We start from the raw sequence: 16,370 nt of genomic DNA, 5'->3' as shown, positions 1-16,370 counted from the left end.
ACTTTGTTCCGCCATGGTGAACGAGGCAAGTGACGGGAAGAAGACAGGGGAACGAGCGCCGGCTTTTCCATCATAAACACCCGTCATTCCCGCCCTTGTGGCGGGAACCCCTGGTTCAGCTGACACGTGAGCCGTAAGCGGACCGCTTGCGGTCCGCCCCTCCCGCACTTGCGGCGGATAGAGGGGTTCCCGCCACAAGGGCGGGAATGACGGAGGCTAACTATGGAGGAGGCGGAGTTTCTACCCCTCCTCATCCCCCTCGAAATCCCCCAGCACCTCGCGGGCCAGCGCCTTGTTCAGCTCGCGCCGCATCTGGGCCGCGGCTTCGTCCAGCAGGTCCGCCGCCGCGATCGCCTCGGCGGCCGAGCGGGGGAGGCGCAGCAGGAGGTAGGGATAGAGGTCCGGATCGGGCTTCAGCAGCCGGTGTTCGAAGGCCCGCCGCAGCACCGCTTCCAGCACCACGTCGTCGGGCGCCTCGATCGAGGCCACGCACAGCGCGTTGAGCCGCGAGCGCAGGTCCGGCACGTTCGCCGCCCAGCCCACCGGGGCCGCGCGCCCGGTCAGCAGCACGGTCCCGCCGTCGACCCCGGCCATGTTGAGGATGTGGAACAGCGCCTCGTCCGATAGCGCGGTCCCCTCGGCGCGCCGGTCGGCGTCCTCGACCAGGATCGCCTTGCCGCGCAGGGCGGGGAGGTCGGGCGCGTCGTCGCCGGTCGCCTCGACCACCACGGCGTCATGCGCCGCCGCCCAGGCCCTGGCCAGATGCGTCTTGCCCACCCCCGCCGGCCCGATCAGCGCCAGCCGCCCCTCGGGCCAGGCCGGCCAGGCCTCGACCCGCGCCACGGCGTCGGCGTTGCTCGGCGAGACGGCGAAGTCCTCGCGAGCATAGGTCGGCGCGGCGGTCAGCGGCAGTCGGAACTGGGTGGACAACGCAAGGTCCCAGCGTGGTGAACGTCAGGACCAGGATATAGGGCGGTATGGCCCCGCTGGGGAGGTGGCGGGGGTCGGGAGGCTGGGGATGGAGGGGCGGGAGGTGTGGATGGGGTTGCGAGATGCATCTTGCTACCTAAGCACTACTCGCACACTCTACGCGGGTTACCTGGGAGGGCCTGTGTTCGATTTCTTCCGCTGGGCGATGGATCCAGCCAATGCAGTTAAGGTGAGTGGCTGGAGCTTCCTTGCAGGAATTCTAGGCACGCTCCTCGCTATCATTGGCTTTCCAATTACCGGTTGGCAGTTATGGCGCACGGCAAACGCCACCAAGGCCGCAGCGAACGCAGTTGCTGCGATCAAGTCCCGCGTTGCAACTTACGACGCAGTTTTCGAGGTTTCCCGGGCCTCCTCTGCGCTCCGCGAGACGGACCGGCATTTGAAGCGCCATAGCTGGGCCGAGGCAGTTGAGAGTTATAGCGATGCTCGACATGCGCTTGTTCGTCTGACCGAATTGCCGTCGAACCTAACCGCAGATCGCATCCAGGCGCTGAGTGATGTTCTATCCGAAGTTGCGCAGTTCTCTGAGACTATTGAGCTTTCGCTGCAAAAGCAGAAGAGTCCGGGTAATGTTTCCATAATGATAAATTCCAATAGAAGATTCTCGGAAGTTCTGGCGAGAACAAGTATTGCGCTGGAAAGGGATGTGTAATGACTGCCTCGACCGTCGACAAGTATGCTTTTCTTGTTGAGAAGCTATATGAATTAACTTTGGGTTCTAAGGTTGAGTGGTCCGTCACTGAGGCGGGGGGGCGATATGTTGCTAAAATTGGGAACCGTAGGGTTGCTATAGAGTCCGAATATAGGGGTAATGGTGACCCCGATATCGTTTTGTCTATAGTTGACGATAGCGATAAAACTATCGACTCTTTTACTGATGTAGATCTTGTGGATTCTATTCCGAGGGTGGAGGGATATAAGAATTATTATATGCTTATGTCGGATCTTCTGAGGCGGGTTGCTCGCCGAGCGACGGGGGCTGAAGATGCGCTAGATGCGATTTTGACAGATCTGGGAGCAGAGCAGGGGGAAGTTCCACCTAGGCGTCTCAAGCCAAGGGACGCGTTGGAATTTTAACCTAGTAAGGGCGTCGCAGGTCTGTTTAAGCCATCGCCGTCGGTTCAGATGTTCAGCTTACTAGAACGCCGGGTGCCCCCGCGCGGTCCCGTCCTTAAATCTCTTGGAGGCTGCAGCGTGCAGGACTGACCAAGTCAGTCAAGGACCGCCCTCCGGGCGGCCGCGCGGCGGCGACGCGGAGCGTCGTCCCCCGGGACCGGCTTCGCCGGCCCGAGGGCATGCCTTTAGTGACTTGGACAGCCCTGCGATCGTCTCGCCGTGAGATGTAAGGATGGCTCCTTCTCGGGCGAGAAGGGGGCGGCACACAGATCCCTATACCCGCCGTCATTCCCGCCCTTGTGGCGGGAACCCCTCTATCGGCCGCAAGGGCGAGTGGGGCGGACCGCTGGCGGTCCGCTGGCGCTTCACGTGTCAGCTGAACCAGGGGCTCCCGCCACAAGGGCGGGAATGACGGGGCTTGTTGGTTGGGGGAGGGAGAAGGACCCTCTCACCCCAACGTCCACCGCGCCGCCAGCAGCGCGAACCCCACCAGGATCACCGGGCCGAACACCCGGAAGGTGTGGCGGGTGCAGCGTTCGGGGAAGAAGGTGTCCCAGGCGCCGTCCGGGGTCGCGCCGTACTTCACCGCCATCGCCGTCATCGGGCACTTGAAGCCGTAGGCGGCGAAGACCACGCTCTCGACCGCCACCAGGCCGCCGGCGACCCACAGCCAGGGGCCGGTCGCGCCGGTGATCCCGGCCGCCAGCACCACCAGCGACGCGCCGGCCATCACCACATAGATCACCGTGTGCGCGGCGCGCACCAGGGTCAGGCGCTGGGCGTTGGTCATGGGGAAACACTAAGCCCTTCTCCCCCCGCGGGAGAAGGTGGACCGCGCAGCGGGACGGATGAGGGGTTTCTCGGCGGCGCGACCCCTCATCCGGCGCTTCGCGCCACCTTCTCCCGCAAGGGGAGAAGGGTTATCTCAACCTCATGCCCCTTTCCCCCGACATCCTGGCCTGGCGCGACGAGGTCCTCCGGCCGCCGGGGGCGCTGAACGGCCTGGCGCGGGCGACGCAGCGGCGGATCAACCGGATGATCCCCGAGAAGGTCCACGCCGCCATCACCACGGCGATCGAGGGCATGACGCGGGGCATGCTGACGGGCTCGGACTTCATGACCGGCGCGCCTCAGATCGGCCTGACGCTGGAGGAGCGACGGGCGCGGGCGGCCAAGGCGATCGACGGCTGGAAGAAGACGGCGGCCGTCGAGGGCGGGGTGACCGGGGCCGGGGGCTTCCTGGCGGCGGCGGCCGACTTCCCGCTGCTGATGAGCTTCAAGATCAAGCTGTTGTTCGAGATCGCCGCCATCTTCGGCCACGACGGGCGGGCGCTGAGCGAGCGATTGTTCATCCTGCACATCTTCGAGCTGGCGTTCTCGGACGCCGAACACCGCGCGCGGGTGATGGAGGCGATGCAGGACTGGGACGCCAAGACCCATCCGGCCCACCTCGACGACTTCGACTGGCGCGCCTTCCAGCAGCAGTACCGCGACCACATCGACCTGGCGAAACTGGCCCAGTTCCTACCCGTGGTCGGCGCGCCGCTGGGGGCGATCGTCAATTGGCGGCTCGTGGAGCGGCTGGGGCATACGGCGGTGATGGCGTATCGGATGCGGGCCGAGCAGGGGGCTTAGTTTCAAGATCCTCCCCCGCGATGCGGGGGAGGTGGCCCAGAGGGCCGGAGGGGGCGAACGCGGCCGCCTTCCAGCTAGCCCCCTCCGTCGCTCCGCGACACCTCCCCCGCATCGCGGGGGAGGATCTTTTACGAGCGTTCGTGGCGCTCTATCATCCGCGTATCCGGAATCGAACCCAACGATTTCAACAACTTCCCACTTTTACACCCCGCTCCATCATCCGCGTTGAAACCGCCCTTATGCTTTACCCACCTCGTCGCGAGGAAAGGGCGCATGGCCAGCGACCATTTGCGGCGACGGGGGGCGATCGAGCGGGGACAGGTTCGAGGGGGATACTCGGGACGGTCCGGGGATGAGCTTGCTGGGCTCACCCGCCCGCCGTCGGCGTGGTTGGAGGCAAAAGGGCGTGTTTGGCTGAAAGCCCGTCCTCTCCGACCGCTGGGTCTCTCGGAAACGGGAGGCCTGGGTCCCGGTAAGGCCTGAACAGGGCCACCCGACGGGACGCTGGCGGATAACGGTCGCGCGGAGCGTCGGGCTTCGTCGAAACGGTATTTATTAAATTCTTCCGGACGGATGTCCGGCGCTCCGCGTCCCTTTCCATCCCTTCAGCGGGCGGCCGCGTGAAGCGGCGGGGGCGTGCTTGGAAGAGAGCGCCCCCTCCGTCTCGTCGCGTTCCGCGCCGATCCACCTCCCCCGCAAGCGGGGGAGGATGACGGTTTCCTCCTCACCCGTGAAACGGGGGAGGTGGCGCGCGGCGCAGCCGCGTGACGGAGGGGGCGCTTACTGCCCTACAGATCCAGATCCGCCGTCGCGAACTCGGCGTTTTCCTGGATGAACCTGAACCGCAGCTCCGGCTTGCGGCCCATCAGGGTCTCGACCAGTTCCTCGACGCTTTCCTCGTGGCGGGGCAGGGTGACGCGGGCCAGGGTGCGCTTCTTGGGGTCCATGGTGGTCTCCTTCAGCTGGGCGGCCATCATCTCGCCCAGGCCCTTGAAGCGGCCGATCTCGGGCTTCTTGCCCTTGAAGACCGTGGCCAGCAGCTCGTCCTTGTGGGCGTCGTCGCGGGCGTATTCGGACTTGCCGCCGTGGGCGATGCGATACAGCGGCGGCAGGGCCAGGAACAGGTGCCCCTGGCGGATCACGTCCGGCATGGTGCGGTAGAAGAAGGTGATCAGCAGGGAGGCGATGTGGGCGCCGTCGACGTCGGCGTCGGTCATGATGATGATCCGCTCGTAGCGCAGATCCTCTTCACGGTACTTCGATCCGCCCTGGGCCCCCAGGGCCAGCATCAGGTCCGACAGCTCCTTGTTGGCGGTGAACTTCTCGCCGGACGCGGAGGCGACGTTCAGGATCTTGCCGCGCAGGGGCAGGATCGCCTGGTACTTGCGGTCGCGGGCCTGCTTGGCCGAGCCGCCGGCGCTGTCGCCCTCGACGATGAACAGCTCGGCGCCGTCGACCGCGCTCCCGGCGCAGTCGGCCAGCTTGCCGGGCAGGCGCAGCTTGCGGGTCGCCGAGGCGCGGGAGACTTCCTTGTCCTTGCGGCGCTTGAGGCGCTCCTCGGCCCGCTCGATGACGAACTCCAGCAGGGCCTGGGCGTTCTTCGGGCTGGAGCTGAGCCACAGGTCGAACGGGTCGCGCAGGGCCTGCTCGACGAAGCGCTGGGCCTCGCTGGTGGAGAGCTTCTCCTTGGTCTGGCCCTGGAACTCGGGGTTCTTGATGAACACCGAGATCAGCGCCCCGGCCTGGGCGACGACGTCGTCGGCGGTGATGATGCCGCCGCGCTTCTCGCCCTTGAGCTCGGCATAGGCCTTGAGGCCCCGGGTCAGGGCGGCGCGGAAGCCGCTCTCGTGGGTGCCGCCCTCGGGCGTCGGGACGGTGTTGCAGTACGACTGCATGAAGCCGTCGTGCTCGCCGAAGCCCTGGGGCGTCCAGGTGACGGCCCACTCGACGGCGCCGGCCTCGCCCTGACGCTCGATGCGGCCCGAGAAGCTCTCGGGCGTGATCGTGGTCAGGCCCTTGGTCCGCTCGGCCAGGAAGTCGGCCAGGCCGTTGGGGAAGTGGAACGTGGCTTCGGGCGGGGTCTGGTCGTGGATCCGCGAGGGATCGCAGGACCATTTGATCTGCACGCCACGGAACAGGTACGCCTTCGACCGCGCCATGCGGTACAGGCGCGCAGGCTTGAAGTTGGTCCCCTCGCCGAAGATCTCGTCGTCGGGCTTGAAGCGCACCATGGTGCCCTTCTTCTTCGACGGCGCGACCTGCTGGATCGGCCCCAGGGGCTTGCCGCGGGCGAAGACCTGTAGGTGCTCGAAGCCGTCGCGCCAGACGGTGACCTCGACGCGCTCGGACAGGGCGTTGACGACGCTGGCGCCGACGCCGTGCAGGCCGCCGGAGGTCTCGTAGGCCTTGCCCGTGAACTTACCGCCGGCGTGCAGGACGGTCATGATGACCTCCAGCGCCGACTTGCCGGGGTACTTCGGGTGCGGGTCCACGGGCATGCCGCGGCCGTCGTCCTTGACCGACAGGAAGCCGTCGGCGTCGAGCTTGACCTCGATGGTCTTGGCGAAGCCGGCCACGGCCTCGTCCATCGAGTTGTCGAGCACTTCGGCGAACAGGTGGTGCAGGGCCCGCTCGTCAGTGCCGCCGATGTACATGCCCGGCCGCTTGCGGACCGGCTCCAGGCCTTCCAGCACCTCGATGTCGGCGGCCGAGTACTCGCCGGGGGCCGAAGGCTTGGCGGCGGGCGCGGGCTTGGACGAAGGCGGGGGCGGCGGGATCGGACGCGGCGTCGCCTCGACGCGCGGCTCCACGCTGCTCAGCAGCGGCGCGGCCGGAACCGGGGCGAGGGCGTCGTCGTCGCCAAACAGGGAGGGGGTCTTATCGGAGGAGGACATTGGGGGAAGTCTAGGCGATTCGAACGCGGGGGCCTCGTATGGCGGGCCCGGCTTCCCCTGAAAAGAGAAAATGAAATCCTCTCCCCGTGGGAGAGGTGTCGCCGCAACGCGACGGAGGGGGAGGGACAGGCCTTGCCGAACTTCCCCCTCCGTCCGTTTCACGGACGCCTCCCCCGTTAGGGGGAGGATTTCCAGGCTCAGCGATAGGCCGGCGGATAGCCGCTCTGGTCGCTGGCGACGTAGCGGGCCTTCAACTGCTCGTGGCGGCCGTCCTTGGGCTGCTCGACGCCGCCGACCAGAACCGTGGTGGGCCAGCTGGTGGTCTCCAGCGGGTCGCCGTTCCAGACCACGACGTCGGCCAGCTTGCCGACCTCGAGCGAGCCGACCTTGCCGTCCTGGCCCCAGATCTTGGCCGGAACCAGGGTCACCCCGGCCAGGGCGGCCGCGTAGGGCAGGCCGTTGGCGACCGCGAGGCCGGCGTTCAGCCGCTCCTGGCGCAGATTGTTGAAGTCCCGTGAGCCGTTGATCGCCACCGACACGCCGGCGGCGTGCAGGCGGGCGGCGTTGTCGAGACGCGAACCCAGGGCCTCGAAGCTGTCCGGCAGGTCGGCCTGAGGATCGAGGATGACCGGAACCTTGGCCTTGGCGATCTCGGGCGCGACCATCCAGCCTTCCTCGACGCCTTCGAGGACGATCTTGATCTTCTCCTCGGCCGCCAGCTTCAGCGCCTGACGGATGTCGGCGGCGCGGGAGACGCGGATCAGCAGCGGGATCTTGCCCTGCACGACGGGGATCAGGGCCTGGAGGTCCAGGCGCGAGAGGCCGAAGTCGCGGGTGGCGCCTTGCTCGAACGCCGCGCGGCGGGCGGCGAACGCGCGGGCGTCTTCCAAGGCCGAGCGGATCAGCACAAGGTCCGCGCCGCGCGAGCCGCCGGCGGCCCGGGCGCCGCTTTCGCCCAGCGAGACGGTGACGGCGAGCTTTGAAGCCTCGACGATGTCGGTCGCGCCGGCCTTCAGGCGGATGAACGCGGCCTGGCCGCCGAACAGCGGCGGATCGCCGTCGCCGCTCTTGCCGGCGGTCATCTCCTCCACCACGCCGTCGTCGGCGTGCTCGTGTGCCCCGCCGCCGGTTCCGGTCAGCACCGGCGTCACCGCCGAGCTGGTGATCCCCCCGTCGCGGGCCAGCCCGATGAAGGTCGAGGCCGGGTTGATCGCGTAGCTGATGTCGAAGGCGGCGGAGAGCGCGTTGCCGGTGCCGTCGTCACGGGTTTCACGCACGCCGCTGACTTCGGACGCGGCGAGGTTCGAGGACGGGGCGATGAAGCCTGGGGTGACGACGCCGCCCTTGGCGTCGATCACCTTGGCGCCGGCGGGGACCGTGACGCTGGCGCCAAGGGCGGCGATCTTGCCGTCCTTGATCACCAGGGTTCCGTTCGGGATCGCGGCGCTGGAGACCGGCTCGATCCGGGCGTTGACGATGGCGACCGTCTGGGCCGCCGCGGGGAGGGCCAGGGCGCAGGCGGCGCTGGCGAGAAGCAGAGACCGGATCATCAGTTGAACGCTCCTTGGCCGGGTTGGCCGAGCTCGAAATCGGACTTGGGCTGGAAGCGCGCGTCCTTGCGGTCGTAGATCAGCGCGCCGTCGATGAAGACCTTCTCGGCTTGCGCGTAGACGCTGAACGGGTCGCGGCTCCAGACGACGATGTCGGCGGCCTTGCCGGGCTCAAGGCTGCCCGTCTTGTCCCCGATGCCCATGGCCTTGGCCGGATTGGCCGTGATCCACTTGATCGCCTCCGCGCGCGGGATGTCGACGCCCAGCTTGGCGCCGGCGGCCATGGCGATGGCGGCTTCCTGGTTCAGCCGCTGGGTCATGATCGGATCGTCCGAGTGGATCACGACGCAGGCGCCGTTCTTGGCCAGGATGGCGGCGTTGGCGTCGATGCCGTCCAGGCTTTCCATCTTGAAGCCGGTCCACGAGGCCCAGGTGGCGGAACAGATGCCTTCCTTGGCCAGCAGGGGCGCGATCTTGTAGCTCTCGATCGCGTGGTGGAACATCGTGATCTTGTAGCCAAACTCCTTGGCGATATCGATCATCACCGCTTCTTCGTCGGCCCGGTAGCAGTGGTTCTGCACCAGGATTTCACCCTTGAGCACGCCGGCCAGGGTTTCCATCTGCAGGTCGCGCTTGGGCGCATCGGCCTTCTCGCCCTTTTGCTGCTTGGCGCGGAAGTCGTCCCACTTACGGGCGTAGTCGGCCGCGTCGATCCAGGCCTTGCGATAGCCGAAGACGTTGCCCATCGCCGTCGAGGGCGAGCGGCCCTTGCCGCCATAGACACGCTTCGGATTTTCGCCGCAGGCCATTTTCAGGCCGTAGGGCGCGTCGGGGAACTTCATGGCCTGCATGGTCAGGGACGGCACATTTTTCAGCGTCACAGAGCGACCGCCGAACAGGTTGGCCGAGCCGGGGAGGATCTGCAGGGTCGTCACGCCGCCGGCGCGGGCGCGGTTGAAGCCCGGATCCTGCGGCCAGACCGAGTGCTCGGCCCAGACCTGGGCGGTGTTCGGGTCGGTGGCCTCGTTGCCGTCGGAGCGCGCCGAGACGCCCGGCGAAGGGTAGACGCCCAGATGGCTGTGGGCGTCGATGACGCCTGGCGTGATCCACTTGCCGGTCACGTCGACCTTGACGACGTCCGCGGGGATCGGCGTGTCCGGTCCGCCGACGGCGACGATCTTGCCGCCCGAGGCGACAACCACGCCGTTCTCGATCTGCTGGCCGGTGGCGGTCAGCACAGTCGCGCCGACGAAGGCGGTGGGGCGAGACGGAAAGGGCTTGTAGGTCGAGGGGAAGCCGGTGGAGGCCTGGCCGTCCAGCCCCTTGGGCAGCGGCTTGATCTCAGCCTTCTCAGCGGGCTTGGCGCCGGCTTGGCTGGACTTTGCGGGACTGCCAGTCCCGGTGGTCGCGCAGGCCGAAAGCCCCAGCGCGAGCAGGCTCGCGGCGGTCGCCGCGTAACGCCATCTGATCATGAAAAACCCCGACTCTCGAAGAGGAGGGAAGGACAAACGAAAAGGCGCCGCTTATCAAGCCGGACAGTGTTCGATGAAGCGTGTCTTCGGCAAAAAACGTGCACACGCGCAGCGCCGTGCGGCTGCCGCTCGTTATGCTGGCTGCTGACAGGATAGGGCTCGCGCCGGGCCATATCCATTGAGCGACAAGGGGGACTGACGATGGGGATCACAATGGCCAGACGCGGGGCGCTAGCGGGCGGCTTGGCCGCCGCGGCCCTTTCCGGCGCGGCCAAATCGCAGGAAAGGAAGCCCATGTACGGATTGATCGGCCAGATGCTGGCCACGCCAGGCAAACGGGACGAGCTGCTCGCGATCCTCGCCGAGGGGACGGGCGGAATGCCGGGGTGTCTGAGCTATGTGATCGCGAAGGATCCAGCCAATGCCGACGCCCTCTGGATCACCGAGGTCTGGACGACGAAGGAGGCTCACGCCGCATCCCTGAAGCTGCCGGCGGTGCAAGCGGCGATCACCAAGGCCCGGCCGATCATCGCGGGCTTTCCTCAGCACTTCGAAACCGAGCCGGTGACCGGGCAGGGGCTCGGGGCCTGATCAAGAAAAAAGGCCGCGGATCGCTCCGCGGCCTTCCTCTTCTGAGGTGTCTTCGACCTTAGAAGTGAGCGTCGATCGAGACGCCGACCACGCGCGGTTCGTTGACGAACGCGGTCAGGTTGTTGAAGTCGATCGCGCCCTTGATGTTGCTTTCGTTGGTGATGTTGCGGGCGAAGGCCGCCACTTCCCAGCCGTCCTGCTTGTTGGCGTAGCCCAGCTTCAGGCCGCCCTCGAAGTCGCCCTTCGTGTAGAACTCCTTCGATTGGTACAGGAAGATGTTGGTGTAGCCCTGCACCTTCCAGTCCGTGTAGGCGAACAGTTCACCTGAAGCGATCGGGTAGCTGTAGCGCGCGGTGAAGTCGAACGTGTACTTCGGCGCGTTCGGGAACGGGTTGCCGTTCACCAGGGCCTGGCCAGCGGCGTTCAGCGAGTCCGTGACGGTGCAGGCGGCGCAAGGCGCGACGGCCAGCGAGCTGTCCTTGATCTTGGTGTGGGCGTAGCTGTAGCCGGCCGTGACGACGAAGTTCGGGGTGACCACGAACTCGCTGTCCAGTTCCAGGCCGTAGGCTTCGCCCTTCTTGGCGTTGATCAGGCGGTTGGAGTTCGAACCGCCGCCGACGGCGCTGAACTGCGGGTCATCGATCGTGTAGGTGAACACTGCGCCGTTGAGGCGGACGCGACGCTCGAACAGCTCGCTTTTCAGACCCAACTCGTAGGACATGATCGTTTCGGACTTGGCGGCCGAAGCCGGCGAGCCGAAGGCGATGTCGCGACCCTGGATCGACGGGCCTCGGAAGCCTGAGGCCGCCTTGGCGTAGACGCTGACGTTTTCATCGATCTTGTAGAAGGCCGACAGGTCCCACGTCACCTTGGAGTCAGAGACCGACACCGACGGCGCGGCGTTGCCCGACACGACGTTCATGTCCTTGTCGTCATCGGTATAGCGCAGGCCGCCCGTCAGGGTCAGCTGGTCGTTCAGCGCGTACGAAGCCTGACCGAACACGGCCCAAGCCTTGTTCTTCTGGCGCAGGGTGGTGGCGGGGATGAAGAACGGGTCGGTGCGAATGTCGTACTTGGTGTCGAAGTAGAAGCCACCGACCTGCCAGGTCATCGGCCCGTCGGTGTCGCTGGCCAGGCGGATTTCCTGCGTCCATTGGAACAGGTTCTTGATGCCGTCACGGGTGTTCGACTGGAACGGGATGAAGCCAGGCCCGGTGGGGTTGCCGCCGTCGATGTCGCCCAGGCTGGAACCGTGGGTGTTCTCGTAAGCCGTGATCGAGGTCAGCTTGGCGCCGTCGAAGTCGTACTGGATGTTGGCCGAAGCGCCGTAGCCCTTGTACTTCTGCGGGTTGTTGGCGGTGTTGTCGAAGGCGACCTTGTCGCGCTCGTAGTTGCTGTTCAGCTTGTTCGAGCCCTTGGTCAGCACGTTGGCGCGGAACACCGCGGCGGTGCCGTCCAGGTCGCGGGCGTGGACATTGAACAGGGCCGACAGCTTTTCGGTCGGCGTGACCAGCACCTGCAGGCGGCCGGCCTTTTCATTGAAGCCGCCCAGGGCGTTGTTCTTCTTGGTGTAGGTGTTGTCGATCCAGTCGTCGCGGTGCTGGAACAGGACCGAGGCGCGGGCCGCGACCTTGCCCTCGACAAGGGCGCCGCCGACGCCGCCGTCGAAGGTGAAGGTGTTGAAGCTGCCGTAGGTGGCCGTCGCGCGGCCCTTCATCTCCTCGGTCGGCTTGATGGTGTCGAACTTGACGATGCCGGCGGTCGTGTTGCGGCCGAACAGGGTGCCTTGCGGACCGCGCAGGACTTCGACGTGGTCGAGGTCATAGAGCGGCGAGCTCTTCAGAACGACGTTCTCGAGGACGACTTCGTCCTGGATGATCGAGACGGGTTGCGAGGCGGCCAGATCGAAATCGGCGTTGCCCAGGCCGCGGATATAGAAGCGCGGCGCGGCGCGGCCGTTCGACGATTCGGCGTAGAGGCCGGGAGCCTTGGCCGACAGGGCCAGAATGTCCTCGCCGGCGGCGAAGGTCGATTGCAGCTTCTCGCCGCCGATCGCGGCCACAGACACCGGAACGTCCTGCAGGTTTTCGCTGCGTTTCTGAGCGGTGATGATCACTTCGCCGACCTTGGTGTCCTGGGCGAAGGCTGCCGGCGCGGCGGCCATCGCCGAGGCCAGGGCCGTCAGGCCGCACGACACAGTCAGGGCGCGACGAAGGGAGCTGTTGAGCTTGGGCATGGAGAGATCCTGTTGTGATCTAGGGGCGCCGGGCCGCTCGTTCTGACTGGAGCGTTGGCGGCGATTCCGTTTGCGCTGCGATAGGCCAAGTTTCGGCCTCGCGGATATCTCTCGCTATGCGATTTGGGCTGAAAGGGGCCGATTACGTCCGTTATGTTGCGAAGTTGCGACATTTTTGTTCAGTCGCTGCCTGTAAGTAATAAATCATTCCCAGTTTTGGTCGGCGCTCTTCTTGCGTCGCGCAACGAAAAAGGGCCGGAGATCGCTCTCCGGCCCTTCGTTCGTCCTAAGGCTTACGCGCTTAGCACTTGTAGTACATGTCGAACTCGACGGGGTGCGGGTGCAGTTGCAGACGCATCACTTCTTCCATCTTCAGCTCGATGTAGCTGTCGATGAAATCGTCGTCCATGACGCCGCCGGCCTTCAGGAAGGCGCGGTCCTTGTCCAGGTTCTCCAGGGCTTCGCGCAGCGAGCCGCAGACTTCCGGGATCTTCTTCTGCTCGCGGGGGGGCAGGTCGTAGAGGTTCTTGTCGGCCGGAGCGCCCGGATCGATCTTGTTGATGATGCCGTCCAGGCCAGCCATCAGCAGGGCGACGAAGGTCAGGTACGGGTTGCCCATCGGATCGGGGAAGCGGGCTTCCAGGCGCTTGGCCTTCGGGCTGTCGACGTGCGGGATGCGGATCGACGCCGAGCGGTTGCGCGAGCTGTAGGCCAGCTTCACCGGGGCTTCGTAGCCGGGCACGAGGCGCTTGTACGAGTTCGTCGTCGAGTTCGAGAACGCGTTGATGGCCTTGGCGTGCTTGATGATGCCGCCGATGTACCACAGGCATTCCTGCGACAGGCCGGCGTACTTGTCGCCGGCGAACAGCGGCTTGCCGTCCTGCCAGATCGACTGGTGCACGTGCATGCCCGAGCCATTGTCGGCGAACATCGGCTTGGCCATGAAGGTGGCCGTCTTGCCGTAGGCGGCCGCGACGTTGTGGATGACGTACTTATAGAGCTGCATCCGGTCGGCCATGGTGACCATGGTGTCGAACTTCAGGCCGAGTTCATGCTGGGCCGGAGCCACCTCGTGGTGGTGCTTTTCCGGCTTCATGCCCAGCTCGCCCATGACGGCCAGCATTTCGCCGCGCAGGTCCTGGCAGCTGTCGACCGGGTTCACCGGGAAGTAGCCGCCCTTCGGGCCCGGGCGGTGGCCCATGTTGCCTTCCGGATATTCCTTGCCCGAGTTCACCGGCAGTTCGGTGGAGTCGTAGGAGTAGCCGGTGTTGTTCGGCGAGGTCGACCAGCGCACGTCGTCGAAGATGAAGAACTCGGCTTCCGGGCCGAAGTAGACGGTGTCGCCCACGCCGGCCGACTTCAGGTAGTTCAGGGCGGCCTTGGCGATCGAGCGCGGGTCGCGATTGTAGGGGGTGCCGCTGTCGGGGTTCACGACGTCACAAAACAGCGCCAGCGTGGTCTGCTGATAGAACGGATCGATGATCGCGCTCGACAGGTCGGGGCGCAGCTTCATGTCCGACTCGTTGATGGCCTTCCAGCCGGCGATCGACGAACCGTCGAACATGGTGCCGTCGTTCAGGAAGTCATCGTCGACCAGGTCGATGTCGAACGTGACGTGTTGCATCTTGCCGCGCACGTCGGTGAAGCGGACGTCGACGTACTTGACGTCCTTTTCCTTGATCAGGTTCAGGATATCCTTGGCGGTGGTCATTCCGTATCCCCTTTGTAGAACTCTCGTAGGTGTTGTCGGTCAGGCCTAGACAGCGGCCGGACCGTTTTCTCCGGTTCGGATGCGGATCACTTCCGCGATCTCCGAGACGAAAATCTTGCCGTCGCCGATACGGCCCGTACGGGCGGCGCGGGTGATGGCTTCCAGCGCGGGATCGAGCTGGCTGTCCTCGACGACCACCTCCACCTTGATCTTGGGGAGGAAGTCCACGACGTACTCGGCGCCGCGATAGAGCTCGGTGTGGCCCTTCTGACGGCCATAGCCCTTGGCTTCGAGCACGGTCATGCCTTGGACGCCCATGTCCTGCAGGGCCTCCTTCACCTCATCCAGCTTGAACGGCTTGATGATGGCTTCGATCTTCTTCATCGGTTCCACTTTCGGGCCCGTCGGCGGCGAACCGCCTTCTCTGAGCGCGCAACCATCACGGCGCCCCCTGGCCCGCAAGCGAGCGGCGGCCACAAAACTGACCGAACGATTGACTTCCGGGCGCCTGTTTAAAATTTACGCTATTGGCGCCGCTTTTTGGTGCATCGACAGAATGTCGGCCAAATGGCCTTGCGACGCCCGGTTTCACGCCTAGGATCGCCCCCAACGATCGTTTGAATGGGGGTGGATATGCGCGACGACACGCCGGTTTTGATCGGCGCGGGCCAATTCACGTATCGCGGAGATGCGGGAAATTCGCCGTCTCCTCTGGAATTGCTGAAAGTTGCGGCGGAACGCGCCGCTCTGGATGCAGGGTTGAAGGGGTCCGTTCTTGCCGATCTCGACGCTTTAGCGGTCGTTGCGTTCAGCATCGACGCTCCAGGAGGGCTGTCCAAGCTACCGCTTCCGCGATTGTCCGATCCGCCGGCGTCCCTGGCGCGAGCGCTTTCCGCCAAGCCGGCTTGGAGCGTTTACACCGAAACCGGAGGCAACAGCCCTCAGCAGGCGGTCAATGTCGTCTGCGAACGGATCGCCCAAGGGGAGGCGCAACTGGCCTTGGTGAGCGGCGCGGAGTTTCTCGGTTCGCTGATGAAGCGGATGAAGGGCGGACTCGGCTTTGAGGGGTGGGCGAACGACATTGACAGCACGCCGCAACGGATCGGCGATCCGCGTCCTGGAGTGACCCCGCAGGAGGCGGCGCACGGTCTCGGCTATCCGGTCAACACCTATCCACTGTTCGAGAATGCGCTGCGCGCGCGGGACGGCCGGTCGATCGAGGAGCACCAAAAGGCGCTGGGCGAGTTCTTCGCGCCGTTCACGAAGGTTGCGGCCGCCAATCCCTATGCCTGGTTTCCGGTAGAGCGCTCGGCCGAGGAGCTGGTCACCGTCACCGACCGCAATCGCATGGTCGGCTTTCCATATCCCAAATACCTGAACGCCATCATGGAGGTGGACCAGTCCGCCGCGGTCCTGATCTCCAGCGTCCGCAAGGCGCGGGAGCTGGGAATTCCCGAGGAGAGGTGGGTCTTCCTGCATGGCTGCGCCGACGCCTCGGACCTCTGGTATCCCCTGGAGCGGCAGGACTATCATTCCAGTCCCGCCATGCGGCTGACAGGGGAGCGGGCTTTTGAGATGGCCGGGATCACGGCGGCTGACCTGTCCCTGATCGATCTCTATTCCTGCTTCCCTTCGGCGGTGCGGATCGGAGCCGAGGAGCTGGGCCTGGCCCTGGACGATCCAAGAGGTCTGACCGTGACCGGCGGCTTGCCGTACTTCGGCGGCCCTGGGAACAACTATGCGCTCCACGCCATCGCAGAGATGGTGACGCGCCTGCGCCAGCGGCCGGGCGCCTACGGGCTTTCGACCGCCAACGGATGGTTCCTGACCAAGCAGTCGGTGGGGATCTATTCGACCAAGCCGATCGAGGGGCGCTGGGAGCGTCAGTCGCCGTCGGTCCTCCAGGCCAAGATCGACGCCTTGCCTCATCCCGACATCGTCGAAAAGCCGCAAGGCCAGGCGCGGATCGAGACCTATACCGTCGTGCACGGACGCGAGGGCGTGCGGCTGGGGATCGTCATCGGCCGCGACGCCCAGGATCGTCGCTTCGTGGCCCAGACGCCGGACGATCCGGCGGTCTTGCGCGACCTGGAAAGTCGAGAAGGGGTCGGCCGCATGGGGACGGTCGGCGCTCACCCCGACGGCGTCCGCAATCTCTTTACGCCGGACTGACGC

13 protein-coding genes and 4 pseudogenes are annotated in these 16,370 nt (G+C 65.6%); 6 read left to right on the top strand and 11 right to left on the bottom strand.

What is annotated here, in order from left to right; all coding sequences use genetic code 11:
* Positions 1 to 78: 78 nt before the first annotated feature.
* Positions 79 to 213, bottom strand: a pseudogene (locus CSEG_RS23325) (hypothetical protein); the annotation flags it as partial.
* Positions 214 to 240: 27 nt separating this feature from the next.
* Positions 241 to 930, bottom strand: a complete 690-nt coding sequence (gene hdaA, locus CSEG_RS11395) for a DnaA regulatory inactivator HdaA (RefSeq protein ID WP_013079381.1) — start codon at positions 928 to 930, stop codon at positions 241 to 243.
* Between the two features lie 181 nt (positions 931 to 1,111).
* Here hdaA and CSEG_RS22565 point away from each other — a divergent pair, with 181 nt between their 5' ends.
* The 3 genes and pseudogenes from CSEG_RS22565 to CSEG_RS23765 form a co-directional block, all read left to right on the top strand.
* Complete coding sequence (locus CSEG_RS22565; RefSeq protein WP_157038988.1) at positions 1,112 to 1,642, top strand: hypothetical protein; 531 nt, start codon at positions 1,112 to 1,114, stop codon at positions 1,640 to 1,642.
* Positions 1,642 to 2,067, top strand: a complete 426-nt coding sequence (locus tag CSEG_RS22560; protein ID WP_157038987.1) for a hypothetical protein — start codon at positions 1,642 to 1,644, stop codon at positions 2,065 to 2,067. The genes CSEG_RS22565 and CSEG_RS22560 overlap by 1 nt, the downstream gene beginning before the upstream one ends.
* A 258-nt stretch (positions 2,068 to 2,325) precedes the next feature.
* Positions 2,326 to 2,538: pseudogene (locus CSEG_RS23765) on the top strand (hypothetical protein); the annotation flags it as partial.
* Positions 2,539 to 2,554: 16 nt separating this feature from the next.
* Here CSEG_RS23765 and CSEG_RS11390 read toward each other — a convergent pair.
* Positions 2,555 to 2,896: a hypothetical protein gene (locus CSEG_RS11390; RefSeq protein WP_013079380.1), complete on the bottom strand. Its 342-nt coding sequence runs from the start codon at positions 2,894 to 2,896 to the stop codon at positions 2,555 to 2,557.
* 143 nt (positions 2,897 to 3,039) lie between these two features.
* On the opposite strand from CSEG_RS11390, the gene CSEG_RS11385 reads away from it, so the two are divergent.
* Positions 3,040 to 3,741, top strand: a complete 702-nt coding sequence (locus CSEG_RS11385) for an EcsC family protein (RefSeq protein WP_013079379.1) — start codon at positions 3,040 to 3,042, stop codon at positions 3,739 to 3,741.
* A 237-nt stretch (positions 3,742 to 3,978) separates the two neighbouring features.
* Here the strand turns inward: CSEG_RS11385 and CSEG_RS23760 are convergent.
* From CSEG_RS23760 to CSEG_RS11365, 5 genes and pseudogenes are all read right to left on the bottom strand, one after another.
* Positions 3,979 to 4,133 (bottom strand): annotated as a pseudogene (locus tag CSEG_RS23760) (hypothetical protein); the annotation flags it as partial.
* A gap of 68 nt (positions 4,134 to 4,201) precedes the next feature.
* A pseudogene (locus CSEG_RS23755) lies at positions 4,202 to 4,429 on the bottom strand (hypothetical protein); the annotation flags it as partial.
* A 100-nt stretch (positions 4,430 to 4,529) separates the two neighbouring features.
* The gene (gene parE / locus CSEG_RS11375; protein WP_041538280.1) at positions 4,530 to 6,635 is read right to left on the bottom strand and encodes a DNA topoisomerase IV subunit B; all 2,106 of its coding nucleotides are present in this window, start codon (positions 6,633 to 6,635) and stop codon (positions 4,530 to 4,532) included.
* Positions 6,636 to 6,832: 197 nt separating this feature from the next.
* Positions 6,833 to 8,185: an amidohydrolase family protein gene (locus CSEG_RS11370; RefSeq protein ID WP_013079377.1), complete on the bottom strand. Its 1,353-nt coding sequence runs from the start codon at positions 8,183 to 8,185 to the stop codon at positions 6,833 to 6,835.
* Positions 8,185 to 9,657 (bottom strand): amidohydrolase, encoded by a 1,473-nt coding sequence (locus tag CSEG_RS11365; RefSeq protein ID WP_013079376.1) that lies wholly within the window; start codon positions 9,655 to 9,657, stop codon positions 8,185 to 8,187. Before CSEG_RS11365 ends, CSEG_RS11370 begins: the two co-directional genes overlap by 1 nt.
* Positions 9,658 to 9,858: 201 nt before the next feature.
* On the opposite strand from CSEG_RS11365, the gene CSEG_RS11360 reads away from it, so the two are divergent.
* The gene (locus CSEG_RS11360; protein WP_083778390.1) at positions 9,859 to 10,248 is read left to right on the top strand and encodes a putative quinol monooxygenase; all 390 of its coding nucleotides are present in this window, start codon (positions 9,859 to 9,861) and stop codon (positions 10,246 to 10,248) included.
* A gap of 58 nt (positions 10,249 to 10,306) precedes the next feature.
* Here the strand turns inward: CSEG_RS11360 and CSEG_RS11355 are convergent, their stop codons facing one another.
* The 3 genes from CSEG_RS11355 to CSEG_RS11345 all read right to left on the bottom strand — a co-directional run bounded on the left by CSEG_RS11355 (position 10,307) and on the right by CSEG_RS11345 (position 14,579).
* Positions 10,307 to 12,484, bottom strand: a complete 2,178-nt coding sequence (locus CSEG_RS11355; RefSeq protein WP_013079374.1) for a TonB-dependent receptor — start codon at positions 12,482 to 12,484, stop codon at positions 10,307 to 10,309.
* A gap of 301 nt (positions 12,485 to 12,785) precedes the next feature.
* Positions 12,786 to 14,195: a type I glutamate--ammonia ligase gene (gene glnA / locus CSEG_RS11350; RefSeq protein ID WP_013079373.1), complete on the bottom strand. Its 1,410-nt coding sequence runs from the start codon at positions 14,193 to 14,195 to the stop codon at positions 12,786 to 12,788.
* A 45-nt stretch (positions 14,196 to 14,240) separates the two neighbouring features.
* A complete protein-coding gene (locus tag CSEG_RS11345) occupies positions 14,241 to 14,579 on the bottom strand; it encodes a P-II family nitrogen regulator (RefSeq protein WP_013079372.1) in 339 nt (112 codons plus the stop codon).
* A 237-nt stretch (positions 14,580 to 14,816) separates the two neighbouring features.
* Between CSEG_RS11345 and CSEG_RS11340 the strand changes: the two genes are divergently transcribed.
* A complete protein-coding gene (locus CSEG_RS11340; protein WP_083778389.1) occupies positions 14,817 to 16,367 on the top strand; it encodes an acetyl-CoA acetyltransferase in 1,551 nt (516 codons plus the stop codon).
* The last annotated feature ends 3 nt before the right edge of the window (positions 16,368 to 16,370 follow it).

The sequence above is a fragment of the Caulobacter segnis ATCC 21756 genome (genome assembly GCF_000092285.1).
GTDB lineage: Bacteria > Pseudomonadota > Alphaproteobacteria > Caulobacterales > Caulobacteraceae > Caulobacter > Caulobacter segnis.
Note: the sequence above shows the minus strand (reverse complement) of the source record. Positions and strands in the feature narration are given on the sequence as shown.

What these genes read in the sequence shown, in the direction of transcription:
- CSEG_RS11370 (WP_013079377.1), bottom strand. Translation starts at nt 8,185, where the DNA reads ATGATCCGGTCTCTGCTTCTCGCCAGCGCCGCCTGCGCCCTGGCCCTC.
- CSEG_RS11360 (WP_083778390.1), top strand. Translation starts at nt 9,859, where the DNA reads ATGGGGATCACAATGGCCAGACGCGGGGCGCTAGCGGGCGGCTTGGCC.
- CSEG_RS11365 (WP_013079376.1), bottom strand. Translation starts at nt 9,657, where the DNA reads ATGATCAGATGGCGTTACGCGGCGACCGCCGCGAGCCTGCTCGCGCTG.
- CSEG_RS22560 (WP_157038987.1), top strand. Translation starts at nt 1,642, where the DNA reads ATGACTGCCTCGACCGTCGACAAGTATGCTTTTCTTGTTGAGAAGCTA.
- CSEG_RS11385 (WP_013079379.1), top strand. Translation starts at nt 3,040, where the DNA reads ATGCCCCTTTCCCCCGACATCCTGGCCTGGCGCGACGAGGTCCTCCGG.
- CSEG_RS11390 (WP_013079380.1), bottom strand. Translation starts at nt 2,896, where the DNA reads ATGACCAACGCCCAGCGCCTGACCCTGGTGCGCGCCGCGCACACGGTG.
- CSEG_RS11345 (WP_013079372.1), bottom strand. Translation starts at nt 14,579, where the DNA reads ATGAAGAAGATCGAAGCCATCATCAAGCCGTTCAAGCTGGATGAGGTG.
- CSEG_RS11355 (WP_013079374.1), bottom strand. Translation starts at nt 12,484, where the DNA reads ATGCCCAAGCTCAACAGCTCCCTTCGTCGCGCCCTGACTGTGTCGTGC.
- parE (WP_041538280.1), bottom strand. Translation starts at nt 6,635, where the DNA reads ATGTCCTCCTCCGATAAGACCCCCTCCCTGTTTGGCGACGACGACGCC.
- CSEG_RS11340 (WP_083778389.1), top strand. Translation starts at nt 14,817, where the DNA reads ATGGGGGTGGATATGCGCGACGACACGCCGGTTTTGATCGGCGCGGGC.
- glnA (WP_013079373.1), bottom strand. Translation starts at nt 14,195, where the DNA reads ATGACCACCGCCAAGGATATCCTGAACCTGATCAAGGAAAAGGACGTC.